The sequence below is a fragment of the Novispirillum itersonii genome, from assembly GCF_014205675.1.
Classification (GTDB): Bacteria; Pseudomonadota; Alphaproteobacteria; order Rhodospirillales; family Rhodospirillaceae; genus Novispirillum; species Novispirillum itersonii_A.
Genome location: NZ_JACIIX010000011.1, coordinates 111,565 through 132,325, shown reverse-complemented (window position 1 = coordinate 132,325; position 20,761 = coordinate 111,565). Strand labels below are relative to the sequence as shown.

Annotated in this window: 19 protein-coding genes; 14 read left to right on the top strand and 5 right to left on the bottom strand. The window is 64.1% G+C overall.

Annotation, left to right across the window (positions count from 1 at the left end; genetic code table 11):
- Positions 1 to 141 precede the first annotated feature (141 nt).
- From yidD to rpmH, 3 genes are all read right to left on the bottom strand, one after another.
- Positions 142 to 504: a membrane protein insertion efficiency factor YidD gene (gene yidD / locus FHS48_RS14470; RefSeq protein ID WP_184264285.1), complete on the bottom strand. Its 363-nt coding sequence runs from the start codon at positions 502 to 504 to the stop codon at positions 142 to 144.
- Entirely contained in the window at positions 491 to 1,015 is a 525-nt protein-coding gene (gene rnpA / locus FHS48_RS14465) for a ribonuclease P protein component (RefSeq protein WP_416046514.1), read from the bottom strand. The genes yidD and rnpA overlap by 14 nt, the downstream gene beginning before the upstream one ends.
- Positions 1,016 to 1,131: 116 nt before the next feature.
- Entirely contained in the window at positions 1,132 to 1,266 is a 135-nt protein-coding gene (gene rpmH, locus FHS48_RS14460) for a 50S ribosomal protein L34 (RefSeq protein ID WP_081628516.1), read from the bottom strand.
- Between the two features lie 373 nt (positions 1,267 to 1,639).
- Here rpmH and FHS48_RS14455 point away from each other — a divergent pair, with 373 nt between their 5' ends.
- The 3 genes from FHS48_RS14455 to FHS48_RS14445 are packed head-to-tail and all read left to right on the top strand — an operon-like array spanning position 1,640 to position 5,437.
- Positions 1,640 to 2,455: a TVP38/TMEM64 family protein gene (locus tag FHS48_RS14455; RefSeq protein ID WP_184264284.1), complete on the top strand. Its 816-nt coding sequence runs from the start codon at positions 1,640 to 1,642 to the stop codon at positions 2,453 to 2,455.
- Positions 2,456 to 2,501: 46 nt separating this feature from the next.
- On the top strand, positions 2,502 to 3,986 hold the full coding sequence (locus FHS48_RS14450; RefSeq protein ID WP_184264283.1) for a dihydrolipoyl dehydrogenase family protein: 1,485 nt from the start codon (positions 2,502 to 2,504) through the stop codon (positions 3,984 to 3,986).
- On the top strand, positions 3,983 to 5,437 hold the full coding sequence (locus FHS48_RS14445) for a sensor histidine kinase (protein WP_184264282.1): 1,455 nt from the start codon (positions 3,983 to 3,985) through the stop codon (positions 5,435 to 5,437). The genes FHS48_RS14450 and FHS48_RS14445 overlap by 4 nt, the downstream gene beginning before the upstream one ends.
- 61 nt (positions 5,438 to 5,498) lie before the next feature.
- Here FHS48_RS14445 and FHS48_RS14440 read toward each other — a convergent pair whose 3' ends face one another.
- Positions 5,499 to 6,692, bottom strand: coding sequence for a class I SAM-dependent rRNA methyltransferase (locus FHS48_RS14440; RefSeq protein ID WP_184264281.1), 1,194 nt, complete (start codon positions 6,690 to 6,692; stop codon positions 5,499 to 5,501).
- 371 nt (positions 6,693 to 7,063) lie between these two features.
- Between FHS48_RS14440 and ccoN the strand changes: the two genes are divergently transcribed.
- The 11 genes from ccoN to panC all read left to right on the top strand — a co-directional run bounded on the left by ccoN (position 7,064) and on the right by panC (position 18,618).
- Positions 7,064 to 8,542, top strand: coding sequence for a cytochrome-c oxidase, cbb3-type subunit I (ccoN, locus tag FHS48_RS14435; RefSeq protein ID WP_184264280.1), 1,479 nt, complete (start codon positions 7,064 to 7,066; stop codon positions 8,540 to 8,542).
- 18 nt (positions 8,543 to 8,560) lie between these two features.
- Complete coding sequence (gene ccoO / locus FHS48_RS14430) at positions 8,561 to 9,307, top strand: cytochrome-c oxidase, cbb3-type subunit II (RefSeq protein ID WP_184264279.1); 747 nt, start codon at positions 8,561 to 8,563, stop codon at positions 9,305 to 9,307.
- Positions 9,308 to 9,316: 9 nt separating this feature from the next.
- Positions 9,317 to 9,502, top strand: a complete 186-nt coding sequence (locus FHS48_RS14425; protein ID WP_184264278.1) for a cbb3-type cytochrome oxidase subunit 3 — start codon at positions 9,317 to 9,319, stop codon at positions 9,500 to 9,502.
- The gene (gene ccoP, locus FHS48_RS14420) at positions 9,486 to 10,373 is read left to right on the top strand and encodes a cytochrome-c oxidase, cbb3-type subunit III (RefSeq protein WP_184264277.1); all 888 of its coding nucleotides are present in this window, start codon (positions 9,486 to 9,488) and stop codon (positions 10,371 to 10,373) included. Before FHS48_RS14425 ends, ccoP begins: the two co-directional genes overlap by 17 nt.
- A 542-nt stretch (positions 10,374 to 10,915) precedes the next feature.
- Positions 10,916 to 12,421, top strand: a complete 1,506-nt coding sequence (ccoG, locus tag FHS48_RS14415) for a cytochrome c oxidase accessory protein CcoG (RefSeq protein WP_184264390.1) — start codon at positions 10,916 to 10,918, stop codon at positions 12,419 to 12,421.
- A gap of 119 nt (positions 12,422 to 12,540) precedes the next feature.
- Positions 12,541 to 13,068 carry a FixH family protein gene (locus tag FHS48_RS14410; RefSeq protein ID WP_184264276.1) on the top strand — a complete coding sequence of 176 codons (528 nt, stop codon included), beginning with the start codon at positions 12,541 to 12,543 and terminating at the stop codon, positions 13,066 to 13,068.
- Positions 13,069 to 13,137: 69 nt separating this feature from the next.
- Entirely contained in the window at positions 13,138 to 15,543 is a 2,406-nt protein-coding gene (locus FHS48_RS14405) for a heavy metal translocating P-type ATPase metal-binding domain-containing protein (protein WP_184264275.1), read from the top strand.
- Positions 15,543 to 15,779, top strand: a complete 237-nt coding sequence (gene ccoS / locus FHS48_RS14400; protein WP_184264274.1) for a cbb3-type cytochrome oxidase assembly protein CcoS — start codon at positions 15,543 to 15,545, stop codon at positions 15,777 to 15,779. Before FHS48_RS14405 ends, ccoS begins: the two co-directional genes overlap by 1 nt.
- Positions 15,776 to 16,510, top strand: coding sequence for a Crp/Fnr family transcriptional regulator (locus FHS48_RS14395; RefSeq protein ID WP_184264273.1), 735 nt, complete (start codon positions 15,776 to 15,778; stop codon positions 16,508 to 16,510). Before ccoS ends, FHS48_RS14395 begins: the two co-directional genes overlap by 4 nt.
- A 290-nt stretch (positions 16,511 to 16,800) precedes the next feature.
- Positions 16,801 to 17,643 carry a 3-methyl-2-oxobutanoate hydroxymethyltransferase gene (gene panB / locus FHS48_RS14390; protein WP_184264272.1) on the top strand — a complete coding sequence of 281 codons (843 nt, stop codon included), beginning with the start codon at positions 16,801 to 16,803 and terminating at the stop codon, positions 17,641 to 17,643.
- A 111-nt stretch (positions 17,644 to 17,754) separates the two neighbouring features.
- Positions 17,755 to 18,618, top strand: coding sequence for a pantoate--beta-alanine ligase (gene panC, locus FHS48_RS14385; protein WP_184264271.1), 864 nt, complete (start codon positions 17,755 to 17,757; stop codon positions 18,616 to 18,618).
- A gap of 62 nt (positions 18,619 to 18,680) precedes the next feature.
- Here panC and FHS48_RS14380 read toward each other — a convergent pair whose 3' ends face one another.
- On the bottom strand, positions 18,681 to 20,657 hold the full coding sequence (locus tag FHS48_RS14380; protein ID WP_184264270.1) for a methyl-accepting chemotaxis protein: 1,977 nt from the start codon (positions 20,655 to 20,657) through the stop codon (positions 18,681 to 18,683).
- Between the last annotated feature and the right edge of the window lie 104 nt (positions 20,658 to 20,761).

Here is a 20,761-nt window from a genome sequence, read left to right as displayed (position 1 = left end):
CCGTGAAGATGGAGGCAGAGGCGCGGCAAGTCTAGCTCTTAGTGACCGGAAAATGCCGGATCAGGCCATTCTTCTGCCGGGATTTTCGGGAACTCCGGGTCCCCGACCGGCGCTCTCCTGCCATGGGGGCAGGAAAGGGCTTTATTTATCAGACTTTTGGGGGGTGTGACCGCAGCCGGGGCCGTGCCTGTGGAGGCGATCCGCTTCGGTCTGGGGATCATGGGAGCCGGGAACCGGATCGTAGCCCTGTCCGCCCCATGGGTGGCAGCGCAGGATCCGCCGCAGGGTCAGCCAGCCGCCGTAAAGGGCACCATGGCGGCGCACTGCCTCCAGCCCATAGGCGGAGCAGGTCGGGGTATAACGGCAGCTGGGCGGCAGCAGCGGCGACAGCAGCAGGCGGTAGGCATGGATCAGGGTCAGGAACAGCAGGCGCAGCGGCAGATCCAGCAGCGCAGGCAGGCGCGGCGGTGTACGGACGCGGGATGAAGGGTCAGGCCCCGTCATCGCTGCCGTCTCCGTCCGCCGCCGCAGGATCCGGGGTGGTGGGTGCCAGAGTGGTGGATGCCGGAATGGGGCCTTTGCCGCGCCCGAAGTGGGGGCGGGGTTTGCCTGCTCCGGCCTTTCCGCCTTTGCGGCGCGGCGGCAGGGGATCGCTGCCCGGTTCCACGGTGCGGATCCGGGTCAGGGCGGTGCGCAGGTCTTTCAGCAGGGCGTCCCACGGGCGGTCGATGGTGGCCGGGCGGCCGATCAGCACATAATCGGTGCCGTCAATAGCCAGCAGCGGCATCAGTTCATCAACAGCCGCCCGCAGGCGGCGGCGGGCCCGGTTGCGGGCGACGGAATTTCCGACCTTTTTGGAAACGGTAAAACCGACCCGGGCCAAAGCCTGGGTCGTTCCGTCCGGTAAACCGGAACTGTCAGACTCCGGAACCGGATGATCTGACAGCAGAAGGGATTCTCTGGCCTGAACAGAAGAAGGGGTGGACGCAGCCTGAAGAATCAGGCCGGGTGTCACCCACTTCCGCCGTTCTGCCGCAACGCGTAAAAAATCCCCGCGCCGCTTGAGGCGGCAAAGGACCACCGGGGTGGTTGCCGCTGACACGGGGACTTCTCCGTCGTTACGCGGCAGGCTTACGCGGACAGGCGCTTACGGCCCTTGGAACGGCGGTTCGCCAGAACCTTGCGGCCGCCGAGGGTCGCCATACGGGCGCGGAAGCCATGGCGGCGCTTGCGGACGAGCTTGCTCGGTTGATAAGTGCGCTTCACGGTACGAACTCCGATAACTCTGTATCAAAGACCCTTACCGCCACGAACCGTGCGGCCCGGCAGAGGGTTGCGGGTCATTCAGGAGGGGCGTGTATAACGGTGGCCGGGGCCTGAAGTCAATCCCGTTACAGCGGGGCGGGCATTTTTATTGTGCCGCCCGGGCCCGAAGACAGGCATTTTTGTCTGAAATCCTGAATCCCGGCGGGTCGGATCCGGAAAACCTGAAGCATTTCCGCCCTCCGGTCCGTTCCTCACGGGGAGTTTATTCGGCGGAGTCCCGCAGACAGGGTAAACAGAAAAGGGCAGGCCGGAGTGTTTTATCTTGCCCTGATGTCATCCGAAAACCGTTTTTATCCGGAAGGATTTTACTCCGATGACGGTTCCCCGTTCCCCGACGGACCCCCAGTCTGGCCCCCAGTCTGGCCCGCAGTCTGATCTCCGGCCTGTTCCGGCGGGGAGGATTCTGCGGCGTCTGGCGCAGGGCGGTGTGCTGCTGATGGTGGCGGTGGCGGTCCTGTCTGCGGCCGTTGTGGCCGGGGGCTGGGTTTCTCCGGGGGCCCTGTGGCAGGGGCTGACCGGTCAGCATGACCGGGTGGTGGAGGGCATTGCCGCCGCGCCGGTCCTGTCCGCCACTCTGTTTATGGGGGCCTACTGTCTGGGGGTGACCTTTTCCCTGCCGGGGGCGGTGTGGATGACCCTGATCGGCGGATATCTGTTCGGTCCGCTGTGGGGCGGGCTGCTGGTGTTCATTTCGGCAACCGGCGGGGCGGTGGCGGTGTTCCTGCTGGCGCGGTCGGCCTGGGGCGGCGTGCTGCTGCGGCGGATGGAGTCGACACCGGCCCTGTCCGGTCTGGCCGCCGGTCTGCGCCGCCACGCGTTCTCCACCCTGCTGGCGGCCCGGCTGGTGCCGGTTCTGCCGTTCTGGGTGGTCAACCTGCTGCCAGCCCTGATCGGGGTCCGGCTGTCGGTTTTTATCGGGGCGACGATGGTGGGGATTATGCCGGGCACCTATATTTATGTCAGTCTGGGGGCCGGTCTGGCCACCCTTGCGGATGAGCCGGTCCCCGGAGTCGGCCTGCTGACCCGGCCCGAGATCCTGCTGCCGCTGCTGGGGCTGGCGGTTCTGGCCCTGCTGCCGGTCGGCTGGCGGATGTGGAGGGGCAGCAAGGATGATGGGGCCGCCCCCTGACGGAGGCCGCACGGGGATACCGCAACAGGATAAGGAGCTGCTGCCAATGCTGTTAACCCCGGATCTCTGTGTGATCGGCGGCGGATCGGCCGGACTGAGCGTGGCGGCGGGGGCGGCCCGGCTGGGGGTGTCCGTGGTGCTGGTCGATGCCGGGATTGCGGCGGATGGTCCGCTGGCCGGGGTGATGGGCGGGGACTGCCTGCATACAGGGTGTGTGCCGTCGAAGGCCCTGCTGGCGGTGGCGGCGCAGGCGGCGGCGGTGCGGGCGGCGGCCGGTCCCGCGATACAGGCGGGACCGCCCCGGATTGATTTTTCGGCAGTGATGGAGCGGGTGCGGGCGGCGCAGGCCACGATTGCCCCGCACGACTCGGTTGAGCGGTTTACCGCGCTGGGGGTGACGGTCCTGCCGGGAACGGCCCGCTTCGAGTCGGCACGGGATGTGATCGTCACTGCCCGGCAGGGCGGCGGGCTGACCGTGGTGCGGGCGCGGCGGGTGGTGATTGCCACCGGCAGCCAGCCCCGGCTGCCGCCGGTCCCCGGATTGGATCAGGTGCCGGTGTTGACCAGCACGACCGTCTTTACCCTGACGGAACTGCCCCGGCACCTTGGGGTTTTCGGCGGCGGGCCGCAGGGCGTGGAGCTGGCGCAGGCCTTCCGGCGTCTGGGGGCGGAGGTGACCCTGATCACCGGCGGAGCGCTGCTGCCAAAGGAAGATGCCGATCTGGTCACCTGTGTCCGGCACCGCCTGCTGGAGGAGGGGATTGTCCTTCGGGAAGGGGGGGCGCTGCGGCGGGCTGATCCCTCGGGAACGGCGATTCGCCTGACGCTGGAAGACGATACCAGCCTGACAGTGTCACATCTGCTGGCCGCCACCGGGCGGAGCCCGCACACTGCCGGGCTGGGGCTGGCGGAAGCCGGAGTCGCCTTCGGGGCGGAGGGGATCTGGGTTGGCCGGGGATTCCGGACCTCCAACCGCCGGGTTTATGCGGTTGGCGATGTGGCGGCCCCGCATGGGCAGCCGGGGCCGCGGCTGACCCATCTGGCCGGATGGCAGGCCGGGCAGGTGATCCGCGCGATACTGTTCCGTCTGCCGGGGGGAGTCCGCGGCCCGGTTCCGCGCGCGGTCTGGACCGATCCGGAACTGGCCTGGGTTGGCCTGACGGAGTCGGCGGCCCGGGCCCGGTATGGCACCGGGGTCCGGGTGGTGACAGCCGGGTTTGATGGCAATGACCGGGCGGTGACGGAAGGGCAGACCGATGGTCTGTGTAAGCTGGTGCTGATCCGGCGCCGCCTGCTGCCGGGCTGGCGGCTGGCCGGGGCCGGGGTTGTCGGGCACCGGGCTGGGGATCTGCTGCCGGTGCTGACGCTGGCGGTGCAGGGGCGGCTGAGCCTGACGGCTCTGGCCGGTCAGATTCTGCCGTATCCGTCGCGGTCGGAGGTGGTGCGCGCGGCGGCGGCGGCGGCGGTGGGGCCGGCGGTGTTTTCGGCTCCCGTACGCTCTGTGGTGCGGCTGTTGCGGGGTCTGCCATGACCGGTGAACGGAGGGTCCGCTTCTGGCAGGGGCTGTCGGCGCGGTTAATGCTGTTGACCGTGCTGTTCGTGATGATTGCCGAAGTGCTGATCTTTGCACCGTCGATCGGGCGGTTCCGGTTGACCTATCTCCAGACGGTTCTGGCTGACGCGCATCTGGCCCTGATGGCGGTGGAGGCGACTCCGGACGGCATGGTCGATATGGATTTGCAGCGCCGCCTGCTGGCCAATGCCGGAACCTTGGGGATGATGGCGTGGCGGCCGGACCGGCCGAAGCTGGTTCTGGGGCCGGATATGCCGCCGGACAGTGACGTCCGCTACGATATCCGTCAGGTGATGTTCTTTCCGCTGATTGCCGATGCGTTTTCGGCCCTGACCCGGCGGGAACAGCGGATTATCTCGGTGATCGGGCCGTCGCCCAAGGATCCGTCGGTGATTGTCGAGGCCCTGCTGTACGAGCAGCCGATGATCGTGGAGATGCGCGACTACGGCTGGCGGATTCTGGCGCTGTCGGCGTTTATTTCGACGGTGGCGGCGGCCCTGGTCTGCATCAGCCTGCACTGGCTGCTGGTGCGGCCCCTGCGGCGGCTGAGTACGGCGATGCTGCACTTTCAGGAGGATCCCGAGGATCCGGCGCGGATTCTGGCCGCCTCGCCCAGCCTGAATGAGGTGGGGGAGGCGGAACGCCGTCTGGCGGCCCTCCAGTCGAGTCTGGCCCGGGCCCTGCACCAGCAGAAACGTCTGGCCGCAGTGGGGACCGGTGTTTCCAAAATCGCCCATGACCTGAAAGGGGTGCTGACCACGGCGCTGCTGGAGTCGGACCGGCTGGAACAGAATGCCGGGGAGTCCCGCGCCGTGCTGCGGGTGAGGCCGTCCGCGCCGGGGGCGGGGCGGAGTCTGCGCCGGTTCCGGCTGGAGGTTGAGACGACCGCCGATGATCTGCGCGAAACGACGCAGGGAATCGCCCGGGCTTTGGAACGGGCGATCGGGCTGGCGACCTCGACCCTGCGCTATGCCTCGGAAGGGCCGCCGGTGCCGGTGCCGGTCCGGCTGGATATGGCGGCTCTCTGTGCCGATGCCCTGCGGTCCGGCCCCTTGCCCTGTCAGGGGCTTGAGACCGTGGGATGGGTGACGGCAGACCGGGATATGCTGCTGCGGGTTCTGGAAAATCTGGTCCGCAATGCGGTTGAGGCCGGGGCCAGCCGTCTGGTTCTGTCAGCAGAGCCTGCGGGGGCGTTCCGGCGCATTCTGGTGCGGGATAACGGGCGGGGGCTGCCCGCCAAGGCACGGGAGAACCTGTTCCGGCCCTTTTCCGGGTCTGCCCGCCCGGGCGGGACCGGCCTTGGCCTGCCGATTGCCCGCGACCTGTTGCGGGCGATGGGGGGCGATCTGGAGCTGGCGGACACCGGTCCGGACGGAACCACGTTCGTTGTGCGTCTGCCTGCCGGATAGCCTGTGGCGCAAAGAAAAAAGGCGGGGACCGAAGCCCCCGCCTGCCCGTCCATCCAGCCGATTAGTCCAGCTGGAATGCCAGTGCTTTCAGGTATGCGCTTTCCGGCAGCTGCGGGTGGACCGGATGGTCGGACCCGGCGCCATGCGACCACAGCAGGCGGCCGCTGCGTCCGGCCTGACCGATGCCATGGCTGACCTCTTCGAAGAACTGCTCGGCGGGCATGTGGTGGGAACAGGAGCCGCACAGCAGGAAGCCGCCGTTTTCCACCAGCGCCGCCGCCAGACGGGCCATTTTGCGGTAGCCCTTGGCCCCGGTGGCCAGATCTTTCCGGGTTTTGACGAAGGCCGGGGGATCGGCGACCACCACACCGAACCGGCGGCCTTCCGATTGCAGGGTTTCCATCACCTTGAAGCCATCGCCGCAGCGGGTCTCGAGTCGGTCGGCAAAACCGTTCAGGGCGGCGGCCTGCTTGGCCAGCGTCAGGGCCTCTTCCGAGCGGTCAACCAACAGGGCGCTTTTGGCCCCCTGAGTCAGGGTGGTCAGGCCGAAGCCCCCGGCGTAGCTGTAGACATCCAGCGCAGTCCGCCCCTTGGCGAGGGAGGCGATGAAGGCGCGGTTCGGCCGCTGGTCAAAGAACCAGCCGGTCTTCTGCCCGGTCGCCACATCGGCGAGGAAGCGGGTGCCGTTTTCGATGATTTCCACCGGACCGTCGATGACGCCTTCGGCGACCTCGTGTCCGGTCTCCAGCCCTTCCAGCCCCCGCACCGGGGAATCATTGCGGACGACGATCGCCCGGGGGCTAAGAACCGTACGCAGGGCCTCCAGCACGCTGTCGCGCAGCCGGTCCATCCCGGCGGAGTTGAACTGCACCGAGACCACATCGCCATATCGGTCAACGATCAGCCCGGGCAGGCCATCGGCTTCTGAATGAATCAGTCGGTAATAGGGCTGGGCAAACAGGGTATCGCGCAGGGCCACCGCCCGGCGCAGCCGGTTGGCGATGAAACCGGCATCAATCTGCGCGGCGGGGTCGGCCGTCAGCAGGCGGGCGGCGATCAGGGAATGCGGGTTAAAAGTGGCGATGCCAAGGGCTTCCCCGCCCGCATCAATCACCGAGACCAGCGCCCCGCGCGGCAGGGCCTTGGCCTCCGGGGTCATGTCCACTTCGTTTGAGAACAGCCACGGGTGCCCCTTACGCAGGCGCGATGACCGCCCCTTCTGGATGGTGATACGGGGATGCTGCGGTGCGGTCATTAAGAGAAAACTCCACTGAAACAGTCAGAAATCAATGATTTGTTGTTGGGGTCAGGACGGTCCGGATGGCCTGATTTCACTTGGAACAGGCCTAAGGTTTGATATAGATCAATGGTCTTTCGAGCCGTCAGGGGCATAGTGCGACAGCGTGGTTCCGCCTGCAAGGGCTGCCACGCCTGCCGTCATTGTTCTTTTGTCTGTTTCCTGCCGTCCGGTAACCGGGCACCGCAGGGGCAGGCCGATGGGGGCAGAGACACCCGCCATGATCCACGGGGAAACCGTCCGCTTGACCACTCAGGCCGACGGGTTGGACCAAGGCGGTCGAGACTTTTCCTTCGGGAAGGAATCCAGTGGTCGATACAGGAGGGGTCATGACCCAAGCGACCATGGCGCATGGCGCCCAGGCGGATGCAACCGCCTACAACACTGACGTTGTCCGGAATTTCGTCGTTGCGGCGATGTTCTGGGGGGTGGTCGGCTTCCTGGCGGGTGACTTTATCGCCTGGCAGCTTGCCTACCCGTTTTTGAACCTTGATCTGGAATGGACGACCTTTGGCCGTCTGCGTCCGGTTCACACCTCTGCGGTGATTTTTGCCTTCGGCGGCAGCATCCTGATCGGATCGTCGCTGTACATCGTCCAGCGCACCTGCCGCGCCGGTCTGTGGGGCGGCAAGGTCACCGGGAACCTGATTTTCTGGGGCTACCAGATCTTTATCGTGATGGCTGCGTCCTCCTATGTCCTGGGCTTCTCCCAGGGGCAGGAATACGCCGAGCCGGAATGGTGGATCGATATCTGGCTGACCGTGGTGTGGGTGATCTACCTGACCGCGTTCGTCGGGACCCTGATGAAGCGTAAGGAACCCCACATTTATGTGGCCAACTGGTTCCTGCTGGCCTTCATTGTCACCGTTGCGATGCTGCATCTGGGCAATAACCTGTCCATTCCGGTGTCCTTCGCTGGCATGAAGTCCTATTCGCTGTACGCCGGCGTGCAGTCGGCGATGATCCAGTGGTGGTATGGCCACAATGCGGTGGGCTTCTTCCTGACCGCCGGTTTCCTTGGGATGATGTACTACTTCATTCCGAAGCGTGCCGAGCGTCCGGTGTATTCCTACCGTCTGTCCATCGTGCACTTCTGGGCGCTGATCTTCCTGTACATCTGGGCCGGTCCGCACCATCTGCACTATACCGCTCTGCCTGACTGGACCCAGACCCTTGGCATGACCTTCTCGGTGATGCTGTGGATGCCGTCCTGGGGTGGCATGATCAACGGCCTGATGACCCTGTCCGGCGCCTGGGAAAAGCTGCGCACCGATCCGGTGATGCGTTTCCTGGTCTCCTCGGTGGCGTTCTACGGCATGTCGACCTTCGAAGGTCCGATGATGTCGATCAAGGCGGTGAACTCCCTGTCCCACTACACCGACTGGACGGTCGGTCACGTGCACTCCGGTGCGCTGGGCTGGGTGGCGTTCGTCTCCTTCGGGACCATGTACTACCTGATCCCGGTCCTGTGGGGCCGCAAGTCTCTCTACAGCATGCGTCTGGTGTCCTACCACTTCTGGGTCGCCACCATCGGTATCGTGCTGTACATCACCGCCATGTGGATTTCCGGCATCATGCAGGGTCTGATGTGGCGTGCGTATGACGAGTTCGGCTTCCTGCAGTACTCGTTCATCGAATCGGTTGAGGCGATGCATCCCTACTACGTGATCCGTGCGTCCGGCGGCGTTCTGTTCGTCCTCGGCGGTCTGATCATGGCCTACAACATGTACCGTACAATCAAGGGTGATGTCCGTTCGGAACAGCCCTACGAGTCGCCGGAAGCCCTGGCGGCCGGTGTGCGGCGATAAGGCGGGGGGACTGCGATTATGAGTCTGGTCAAGCACCACGAGAAGATGGAGACGAATGTTCTCTTTCTCGTTCTGGGTATTTTCGTGACCATCATTATCGGTGGTATCGTCGAAGTCGTGCCGCTGTTCTCTGTTGAGTCCACCATCGAAAAGGTGAAGGGCGTCCGTCCTTACTCCCCGCTCGAACTGGCTGGGCGCAACATTTACCTCCGCGAAGGCTGCTACAACTGCCATTCGCAGATGATCCGTCCGTTCCGCGATGAAGTGGAACGGTATGGCCACTATTCGCTGGCTGCTGAATCCCAGTACGACCACCCGTTCCAGTGGGGCTCCAAGCGCACTGGTCCGGATCTGGCCCGTGTGGGTGGCAAGTATTCCAACGACTGGCACCTCCGCCACGTGGTCAATCCTCGTGATGTGGTTCCTGAATCCATCATGCCGGGGTATCCGCACCTCGCCCGCAACGAACTGAAGTTTGACGATGCGGCCGCCCACCTGAAGACCCTGCGTCTGGTTGGCGTTCCGTATACCGAAGACGACATCGCCAATGCGGTTGCGGACTTCAAGGCTCAGGCCACCCCGGAAGCGGACACCGCCGCCCTGTTGCAGCGGTATCCGAAAGCCAAGATCGGTGACTTCGACGGTAATCCGGCGAAGGTGACCGAGGCTGATGCCCTGATCGCCTATCTTCAGGTTCTGGGCACCATGGTGGACTTCACCGACTTCGACCCGGCCAAGAAGGCCGACGCCAACATCTACCGCTAAGAGGTCATTATGCAGGCACTTCAGGATCTATCGGTCTTTCTCCGGCAGTTCTGGGGGCCATGGCTGATGATCATCTTTATCGGGATCATCGTGTGGGCTTACTGGCCGCGGAACAAAGGCCGGTTTCAGGACGATGCGATGATCCCGCTGCGGGATGACGAATACGAGGAGAGAGCCAATGGCGAGAAATCCTGAAAAGGACGCCATTTCCGGCCAGTCCACGACGGGCCACGAATGGGACGGGATCAGCGAGCTGAACACCCCGCTTCCGAAATGGTGGGTTTATGTTTTCTACATCTGCGTCCTGTGGGCCGTGGGGTATTGGGTTGTCTATCCGTCGTTCCCGGTGAAGGACGGCTTTATTAAGGGGACGTTCAACTACAGCTCCCGCGCGGAACTGGAGAAGGACGTTGCCAAGGCGCGTTCCGTTCACGAAACGGAACTGAAGGGTCTGACCGCCAAGTCGGTGGATGAGATCTATGCCGATAACAACCTGCGTCAGTACGCCATGGCGGGCGGCGCGGTGCTGTTCAAGGAAAACTGCGCTCCCTGCCATCAGTCCAACGGTGCGGGGGCCCTTGGCTACCCGACACTGGCCGATGACGAATGGATCTGGGGTGGCACCCTGACCGATATTCAGACCACGCTGCAACATGGCATCCGGTCTGATAAGTCTGCCGAGACCCGTATCTCGGAAATGCCGGCCTTTGCCGGAACCCTGTCGGCGGATGAAATCCGTCAGGTCGCCACCTACGTGAAGGCGATGTCGCAGGGTAAGGCGGAAGCCGGTCCGGGGCAGGACCTGTACGTCAACAATTGTGCTGCCTGCCACTCCTCCGACGGAGCCAATCCGGTTTCCGACGGCGGCCCGGCGATGGGGGCTCCGGCCCTTGGCAACGCGGTGTGGCTGTACGCCGGTCCGGGTAAGGACATGAGTGTTGATATGATTGCCTCTCAGGTTGCGGCTCCGAAGCATGGCGTCATGCCTGCCTGGGGTGGCCGTCTGAAGGACGAGGAAATCAAGATGCTGGCCGTGTATGTCCACTCGCTGGGCGGCGGTAAGTAATGTGATCCGGTGAAGCCGGGATGGGGTAACCCATCCCGGCTTTTCCTTTTCAGCAGGCGGCCGCAGTGCGGGATCGGCCTGCCCTGAAAACCGCCGCCGGTTCCGGGGCGGTTTTTTCCTGCCGGGCCGCAGGGTTGCACCTGTTCCCCCGCTGTCCGGCATGTGTCCGGCAGTCTGTGCATGGCACCCATGCGCGCTGTGGCATGGTATTTCCGCACCATTCCGAACGGATGGGGTGAACATACTGGAAAGCCTCCAGTATACTGGGGGTGCCGGAAGGTGCGGTGGGGTACTGCACTGCTCCGGGTGCTGGTTTGCGGTGCGGCGGATTGACAGTTGTCAATGCCTTCTGTGAAGTCCGGTATTACAACATGCGGAATGTGGGTATCCGCCGGATTGCAGCCTGGGGCGCGGTTTCCGGCGGGTACAAAGGATAAAAAGAAGGGCGTTGCCAAGGGTGGCGCCGCCGTCTGGAGAGAGCGTTTCCACCCGGCCGGGGGTCCGGCAGGGTGGGGCGGCAGAGGATGAAAGGTCGGTCGGAGATGTCGGTCGAGGAAAAGGTCGCGCCGGAAGAAAAGGCCAAGGCTGCTGCACCTGCGGCACCCAAGGCGAAGGCGCACAAGGGCGAAGGCCCGGTCAAGGAGTCGCTGTATGCTGACTACCATAAGATCCATCCGCGGCATGTCTCCGGGACGTTCCGGAACATCAAGAATTTCCTGAATATTCTCCTGCTCGGGATCTATTTCGCCGGGCCGTGGTTCCGTTGGGAACGGCCGGGGACTGCGCCGGATCAGATGATCCTGATCGATCTCAGCACCCAGCGCGGTTATTTCATGGGAATCGAGATCTGGCCGCAGGAAGTGTACTACCTGACTGGCCTGCTGATTCTGGGGGCGGTTGGCCTGTTTTTCTTCACCGCCCTGCTGGGGCGTGTGTGGTGTGGGTTCACCTGTATCCAGACCGTGTTCACTGACGTCTTTGTGACGGTTGAACGCTGGCTGGAGGGTGACCGTAACGCCCGGATCAAGATGGACCGTGGCCCGTGGACGGCAAATAAATTCGTCCGCAAGACGGTCAAGATCGCGGTCTGGCTGCTGATCTCGCTGGCGACCGGCTTTGGCTGGGCGGCCTATTTCAACGATGCCCCGCAGCTGGTCGTTGATCTGCTGCATCTGGAAGCGGGCTGGGGGGTCTATACCACCATTCTGCTGGTCGGGGGCTTCACCTTTGTGCTGGCCGGTTGGGCCCGCGAGCAGGTCTGTATCTACATGTGCCCGTGGCCGCGTTTTCAGGCGGCGATGTTTGACGAAGACAGCCTGATCGTCACCTATGAAAAGTGGCGGGGCGAGCCGCGCGGTTTTGCCAAGAAGGATGCGTCCTTTGAAACCCGTGGTCATTGTGTGGACTGTACGCTGTGCGTGCAGGTCTGCCCGACCGGGACCGATATCCGCGATGGCAGCCAGCTGTCCTGCATTGGCTGTGGCCTCTGTATCGACGCCTGTGATGAGGTGATGGACCGCTTTAACCTGCCGCGTGGCCTGATCACCTATGACAGCAACAACCGTCAGATTGCCCGGGCCAAGGGCGAGCCGATCCCGCACAACTTCATCCGGGCGCGGACGGTTATTTACGCGGCGCTGCTGGTGATTGTCAGTGCGGTGATGGCGTGGAGTCTCTCCAGCCGGTCGCGTCTGGAAGTCAATGTCCTGCATGAACGTAGCCCGCTGTTCGTGGCGCTGTCGGATGGCTCGCTGCGCAATGGCTATACCTTCAAGATCCTGAACATGGGATCGCTGCCGCAGACCTATCACCTGAAGCTGTCCGGGCTTGAAGGAGCGAGCCTGCGCGTGGTTGGTCTGGGCGAAGAGGACCGGAAGGAAGTGGAGCTGCCGGTGAAGGGCGACTCCGTGGGGACTTTCCGGGTCTATGTCACGGCAAAGCCGGAGCTCTTGAAGAGCAAAGCCACGGATCTCATCTTCGTCCTGTCGAACACCGCGACCGGTGAAGTGAAGGAACATAAGTCACTGTTTGCCGGTCCCGGACAGTAATCCGGGCGGGGGGAGCGGATAACCCCCAAAGACACTTGGTTGAAACACAGGCAGGGGCACCGCTATGGTGCCCCTGTTCCCTATGCGGGGACAGGGCATTCAGGAAAAGGGGCCAGAACATGGCTGAAGCGCAGGTTGGGCAGAAGCGCCGGGATGGATGGTGGTATCCATGGATTTTCGTCGCCGGTTTTGCCGTTGTGCTGAGTGTCAACGCGATCATGATTTTTTTCGCCACCACCACCTTCAACGGTCTTGAAACGGCGGATCCGTACGAAAAGGGCGTTGCCTATAACAAGGAAATTGCTGCGGCGGATGCTCAGGCCGCCCTTGGCTGGAGCGGTGATTTTGTTGTCACCGGGGTGCGTCCCGGCGATGGGGATGGCCGGAAGGCTGCCGTCCGCTTTCAGGTGAAAGCCGCAGACGGGGCGCCGGTGGATGGTCTGACGGTGATTGCGGAGCTGCGGCGTCCGACTCAGGCCGGGATGGACCAGAAGGTGGAACTGCTGCCGTCTGCCCCGGGGGAATATGCGGCGGTGCTGTCGGTGCCGCTGCCGGGGCTGTGGGATGTCCGTGTGGTGTCCACCCGGGCTGCCGGAACCCCCAATCAGCAGATTTTCCGTCTGAATTCACGGCTTGAGCTGCGCTGAGGAACCGGGCCTGCATGGCCCGGCTTTCTTTTTTCTGGCGTCCTGAATCCGGCGTAACGGAGATTTCCCGTGGAAACTGTTGCCGCCCCTTCTCAGAATTCTGCGCTGACCGGTCCTGAGGCTGGCCTGTGCCGTCACTGCGGCAGTCCGCTGCCCGCGTCTGTCCCGGATGGGCAGGATGGCTTCTGCTGTCACGGCTGTAAGGGGGCGTGGGACCTGATCAACGGTCTCGGGCTGGATTCGTACTATCAGAAACGCTGTTTTGATCCGCAGGCCAAAACCCTGCGGCCTGACGAGGAAGACGGCAGCGTCACGGATTTCGCCACCTATGTGGACCATGATACGGCCACCGGGATTTCCACCCTGCATCTGATGGTGGAAGGCGTCCAGTGCGCCGCCTGCATCTGGCTGATTGAGACGGTTCTGCGCCGGGTGCCGCTGGTGACTCAGGCCCGGGTCAATATGACCACCCGCCGCCTGACCCTCAGCTGGACCGGAACCCCGCAGCAGGCGACGGAGGTGACGGCCCCGGTGATGCAGATCGGTTACCGGCTGGTGCCGTATGATCCGCAGGCGCTGGATCAGGAAACCCGGCGCTCGGAGAAGGAACTGCTGCGCGCAATGGCGGTGGCGGGATTCTCGGCCGGGAATATCATGCTGTTTTCGGTGTCGGTATGGTCCGGCGTCGATATGGGCAGCCATACCCGCGATCTGTTCCATTGGATTTCCGCCCTGATCGCCTTCCCGACGGTGATTTACTGCATCCGTCCCTTTGCCCGGTCAGCCTGGCAGGCCCTGCGGCATGGCCGGACCAATATGGACGTGCCGATCACCCTGGGGGTGATGATCGCCACCCTGATGAGCCTGTGGGAAACCGCGATGAGCGGGGCCCATGCCTATTTTGATGCCGGGGTGACGCTGCTGTTCTTCCTGCTGATCGGCCGGTATCTCGACAGCCGGTCCCGGGGGCGGGCCCGGTCGGCGGCGGAACACCTGCTGTCGCTGGGTGGTCAGGCGGTGATGGTCCTGCGCGAGGATGGCAACAAGGTGATGCTGCCGCCGCGTCAGGTCGAGCCGGGGATGACCGTTCTGGTCGCCACCGGGGAGCGGATCGGCGTCGACGGCGTGATCACGCAAGGGCGTTCTGACATCGACAGCAGCCTGATTTCCGGGGAAACCACGCCGAAGCCGGTGGCGGTGGGCGATAAGGTGTTTGCCGGAACGCTGAATCTGTCCGGGCCGCTGCACCTGCGTGTGGCGGCGGTGGGCGAAGGGACGCTGCTGGCCGAAATCGTCCGCATGATGGAAGTGGCGGAGCAGGGCCGCGCCAAATTCGTGGCGCTGGCTGACCGGGTGGCCCGGGCCTATGCGCCGGTGGTGCATGTGCTGGCGCTGCTGACTTTTACCGGCTGGATGACCCTGACCACGGTGCCGTGGCAGGATGCCCTGATGATCGCGGTGTCGGTGCTGATTATCACCTGCCCCTGCGCGCTGGCGCTGGCGGTGCCGGTGGTGCAGGTGATCGCCTCCGGGCGTCTGCTGCGGCAAGGGGTGCTGCTGAAATCGGCAACGGCGCTGGAACGGGTGCAGACGGTTGATACCGTGGTGTTTGACAAGACCGGTACGCTGACGGAAGGCCAGCCTGAACTGGTGGCGGCGTCCGGTCCGCACGGCTGGACCGATGCCGGATTGTCTCTGGCGGCCAGCATTGCGTTGTCCAGCCGCCATCCTCTGGCCCGCGCCGTGGTGCGCCGGGCCGGTCTGGCCCGCGCCCTGACCGGGGTTGAGGAAATCCCCGGGCAGGGGTTACAGGTCATGCTGGATGGGCGGAGGGTCCGTCTGGGCAGTGCCATGTTCTGCGAGGCCCCGGCGGTGGAGGCCCATCCGGGGCCGGAGCTGTGGTTGCGGGACGGCGTGCGGTTGCAACGGTTCTGTTTCACCGATCCGCTGAGAAGCGATGCGGCCGCCGTGGTGGCCGGGCTGAAGCGGCGGGGGCTGTCGGTGCTTCTGCTCTCCGGGGACCGTCGGGCCGCGGTTGAGGCGGCGGCACGGGCTGCCGGGATCAGCGATTGGGTGGCGGAATGTACTCCCGCCGATAAAACCCAGCGGCTGGAAGTCCTGAAGGCGGAAGGGCGTCGGGTGATGATGGTCGGCGACGGCCTGAATGATGCTCCGGCGCTGGCGGCGGCTGATGTTTCGGTGTCGCCGTCAACGGCGGTGGATGTGACCCAGACGGCGGCGGATATTGTCTTTCAGGGCGGGCGTCTGGCCCCGGTGCTGGAGGCGCTGGATGTTGCCCGCCGGAGTGATCGGCTGGTCCGTCAGAATTTTGCGTTGGCTCTCGCCTATAACGGTGTCACCATACCTCTGTCGATTGCAGGCTATGTGACCCCCCTGATCGCCTCGGTCGCCATGAGCACCTCGTCGGTGCTGGTGATCGCCAATGCCCTGCGCCTTGCCCGGAGGACACGCTGATGTCATCGCTGCTGATGCTGATTCCGGTCGCGCTCATGCTCGGCCTGCTCGGGCTGGCGGCGTTCCTGTGGGCGCTCAAGTCCGGTCAGTTTGATGATCTTGACGGGGCAGCGCACCGGATCCTGTTCGACGACGATGACATGATGAAACCGACACCGCCGGGTGAGGCTGATGGTCCGGTTTCTCCGCCGGGCGGCCCCAACCGTCCGGCCGGTTCTGCGGGAGGCCCGACATGAACGCCGACCCTTACGCCAAGCTGATTGCCGACACCGGCCCCAACTGCGGCTGCTGTGATCTGGAAGACCGGGCCTTCTGTGCCGGTCTGGGGTCGCAGGGGTCAGCCCTGTTGCGCAGCATCCGGGGCAGTGCCCGGCTGGAAGCCCACCATACGGTGTTCCGGGAAGGCGATGCCGCCAGCCATATCTTCACCGTCGTCAAGGGCGCGGTGAAACTGTCGAAACTGATGGCGGATGGCCGCCGTCAGATCGTCGGCTTCCTGTTCCCGGGGGATTTCTTCGGGTTCGGCCTGGCAGGCAGCTATACCTATTCGGCGGAAACCATCATCCCGACCTCGCTGTGCCGCTTTTCTGAACGGCGGCTGGCGTCGCTGATGGAAGAGAACGCGGATCTCCGCCGCCGTCTGTTTGGCCGTCTGGTCGATGAGCTGGGGTTCGCGCAGGAACAGATGCTGCTGCTGGGGCGGATGACGGCACGGGAAAAGGTCGCCCATTTTCTGATGATGCTGTCGCGCCGGGCTGCCACCCGTGGCGACTCGGAGGCGGTGGTGGCCGTCCCGATGAGCCGTCTGGATATGGCGGATTACCTTGGCCTGACCATCGAGACGGTCAGCCGCACCATCACCACCCTGAAAAAGGATGGCCTGATCGAGGTGCCGTCACCGAACGTGGTCTCGATCCTGAAAGCGGACAGTCTGATGCAGATCGCCGATGGCAATGGTGATGAATAAGCTTTTTTTCATTTAACTGTTGTTGCGAATTGGTTTTATCAGATTTCGCGGAAACGGTGTGCCTGCCATAGAGCCCGCCCGGTCCCCTGCCATGTGTCACCGGCAGGGCTCCCGGCGGGCTTTACGCTTTCGTGACTGCCCGACTTCAGGTAAAACGGCAGCAGCCAGGGACAACCCCGTGCGGGGGCGCGCCGGCCAAGGATAAAGGGACACTGCCCTGTTCCGTCTGCGACAGCGACCGGGGACAGTGCCCGCCGATGCGGAAACCGCACGCGACCCGAGAGGAAACGATGAGCGCTCATGCCACGATCAAGCGGGTCAGCACCCGTGACCTGCGCGCCCGCAAGGGCGGCGTTCCCATTGTCTGCCTGACCGCCTATACCGCGCCGATGGCCCAGTTCCTTGACCCCCATGTGGATCTGCTGCTGGTCGGCGACTCCCTTGGTATGGTGGTCTATGGCATGGACACCACGCTGGCGGTGACGGTTGATATGATGATCAACCATGGCAAGGCCGTGGTGCGGGGCAGCCAGCACGCCTGCGTGGTGGTGGATATGCCGTTTGCCAGCTATCAGGAAAGCCGGGAGCAGGCCTTCCGCAATGCGGCCCGGATCATGGCCGAAACCGGCTGTGCCGCCGTCAAGCTGGAAGGCGGGACTGAGCTGGCCGATACCATTCATTTCCTGACCGAGCGCGGGATCCCGGTGATGGGCCATATCGGCCTGAAGCCGCAGTCGGTGCATGCTGCCGGGGGCTTCCGGGCCCATGGCCGGGATGCGGCGGAAGCGGCGCGGGTGATGGCTGATGCCAAGGCGGTGGCGGAGGCCGGATGTTTCAACATTGTGCTGGAAGGCACGGTTGAAGGCCTGTCGCGGGAGATCACCGCCGCCGTTGAGGTGCCGATCATCGGCATCGGGGCCTCTCCGGCCTGTGACGGTCAGGTGCTGGTGACCGAAGACGTGCTGGGCCTGTTCTCGGCCTTCAAGCCGAAATTCGTGAAGCGCTATGCCGATCTCGGCAGCCAGATCAGCACTGTTGCAGCCCAGTACGCGGAAGAGGTCCGGGCCCGGACCTTCCCGGCGGACGAACACTGCTTCGGCATTCCCGCCAAGCCGCGGGTTCTGGAAGTCTGACACCCTTGCCGTTGCGATAACAGGAACGCCGCCCGCTGCAAAGCCGGGCGGCGTTTTTATGGGAAGGCCTGTTCACCGGGCCACAGCAGACAGTCTGAAGATAAGGCGTTGATGATGACACAGGGTAACTCATGCGCGGTGGCGCGTTCGGTCGCGGAGCTGCGGGCGCAGGTGCGGGACTGGCGGGCGGCCGGGCTGACCGTGGCACTGGTGCCGACCATGGGCGCACTGCATGCCGGGCATATGAGCCTTGTCCGGCTGGCCCTGACCAAGGCCGACCGGGTGGTGGTGTCGGTCTTCGTCAATCCCACCCAGTTCGGCCCGACAGAGGATTTCTCGGCCTATCCGCGTCAGCCGGAGCAGGACAGCGCGGCGATTGCCGCCGCCGGAGGCCATCTGGTGTATCTGCCGACGGTTGCGGAGATGTACCCGGAAGGGGCCTCGACCATGGTCGAGGTCAGCGGGGTTTCTGCCGGTCTGTGTGGGGATGCCCGGCCCGGTCATTTCCGGGGGGTGGCCACGATTGTCACCAAGCTGCTGTTGCAGGCCCTGCCGGATGTGGCGGTGTTCGGGGAAAAGGATTTCCAGCAGCTGATGGTGATCCGCCGTCTGGTGCGGGATCTGGACATTCCGGTGGAGGTGATCGGGGCGCCGATCGTGCGGGAAGCGGATGGGCTGGCGATGTCGTCGCGCAATGCCTACCTGTCGGCGGAAGAACGGCCGGTCGCGGCCCGGATTCACGCGATTCTGACCGAGACCGCCGGGGCACTGGCCGGAGGACGTCCGGTGACTGAGGCCTGCGCTGCCGCCACTGCGGCCCTGTTGGACAGCGGGTTCCGCGCGGTGGATTATCTGGAACTGCGGGATGCCGAAACCCTGACCCCGGTGACGGAACTGACCCGCCCGGCCCGTCTGTTCGTGGCGGCCTTCCTGGGTCGCACCCGCCTGATTGATAACATTGGTGTGCAGCCGTAAAGCCCGGTGATGAAACCGCTGCCGGGGGGAGGCTGTTTCCCCCGGCAGCGGCCTCGGTCCTGTTACAGGCCCCGGATCTGGTTGAAGAAGGCTTCCACCTGCGTTTTCATGGTCACCGACTGGCGGGCCAGCTCGGCGGCGGAGGCCAGAACCTGACCGGCGCTGTCCCCGGTTTCCCGGGCTCCTTCGGTCACGCTGATCACGCTCTGGGCGACATCCTGCGTGCCTTTCGCCGCTTCGGAGACGTTGACGGCGATGGCGCGGGTGGAGTCGCCCTGCTGGGCGACGGCCGAGGAAATATCTTCCGCCAGTGCGTTGATATCGGTGATGACCCGGGCAATATCCCGGATCGCCGACACCACCTCGCCCGACACCTTCTGGATCTCGGTGATCTGTGCGCCGATGTCTCCGGTGGCCTTGGCGGTCTGGTTGGCCAGACTTTTCACTTCGTTGGCAACGACGGCAAAGCCTTTCCCGGCTTCTCCGGCGCGGGCCGCCTCAATGGTGGCATTCAGGGCCAGCAGGTTGGTCTGGCTGGCGATGTCATTGATCAGGCCGATGATCTGGCTGATGCGGTCGGTGGCTTCCACCAGCGACTGGACCGTCGCGTCCGTCCGCTCCGCCGACTGGCGGGCCTGTTCGGCAACGGTCCGTGACTGTCCGGCCCGCTCCGCGATGTGGGAAATTGAGGTGGCGAGCTGATCGGTCGAGGCCGAGACGCTGCGGACGTTGACCGAGGCCTCTTCGGTGGCGGCGGCGGCGATGGTGGCATCCTGCGCCGAGCGTTCCGCTGTGCCGGACAGGACCTTGGCGGTCGCTTCCAGCTGGGTGGCAGCGGAGGTGACGGTTTCCAGCACCCGCGACAGATCCTGATCAAAGGTCTGTAGCAGGCTGTTCATTTTTCCGGAGCGCTGTTCGCGGGCCGCAATCTCGGCGCCCTGTTCCGCTTCCAGCCGCGCCCGCTCCTCGGCGTTGTGGCGGAACACCAGAACGGCATTGGCCATGGCGCCGATTTCGTCAGTGCGGTCGGTTCCGGGAATGTCGTCTGTGCGGTTGCCTTCGGCCAGCCGCTTCATGGTCAGGGTCATTGCCTGCAACGGCTGCGCCACCAGACGCCGGACCACCTGCCGCATCACCAGCACCAGCACCAGTGCGGCAAGGATGCAGGCAATCAGGGTGGAGGTCCGGAATTTGGTCAGGGCCGAGAACGCTTCCGCGTGATCAATGCTGACCGCCAGATACCAGTCAACGCCGGGCAGGTTGAGCGGGAAGAACTGAACCAGATCCTCCCCCTGCGGGCCGGAAGCGGTCTGCCGTGTGGTGCTGACGGACGGAGTCTGCTGCGGGTAGAGATCCTTCAGGGGTTTGGTCAGCAGCTCCGGGCGGGGATGGATCAGGATGGTGCCTTTGCTGTCGACGATAAAAGCACTGCTCTTTTCGCCCAGCCTGATGGCACCGATGCTTTTTGCCAGATCGGCGATGGAGAAATCACCACCGGCGACCCCCAGCGTCGTGGTGCCCTGATGGACCGGAGCAACCACTGACACCACCAGTTCCTTGGTGGAGGCGTCAACATAGGGTTCCGTGATGGTTGCCTTGCCGAAGGTCTTGGCCAGCTGATACCAGCCCCGCTTGCGGGGGTCGTAGCCCTCCGGCATCTGCCGGACCGGGGCATGCGGGAAGGCCCCGTCGGCTTCCATGCCGATAAACACCATGATGTAGGTGTCAAAAAAGATCTTGTTGCTGACCAGATCCTGAATACGGTCTTTGCTGAAATCCGGGGCCGCCATATGGGCCAGCACATCAATCAGGGTGATGCGGGCGGACAGCCAGTTGTGGGCGTTCAGGGCTGCTGATGTGCCGATACCGGTCATGGTGGTTTCGACTGACTTTTCAATCGACTGGCGCTCATAAACGTCGGTATAGACTGCAAAGATCAGAAAAACTGCAACAACAAAGCCGGACAGGGTCAGCAGGATGCGGGTCATCATGCTCTTGCCCTGACGGGGTGTCGGGCGGGAAAGAAGGCCTTCAGCCATCTGGATGTCTCCTCTCTTCCGGCGCAGTCAGCGGGACTGTGTCCCTGAGTATAAATACGCCAAAGATATGAAATCTGACCAGACGGTCAGATTAATTTGATTTC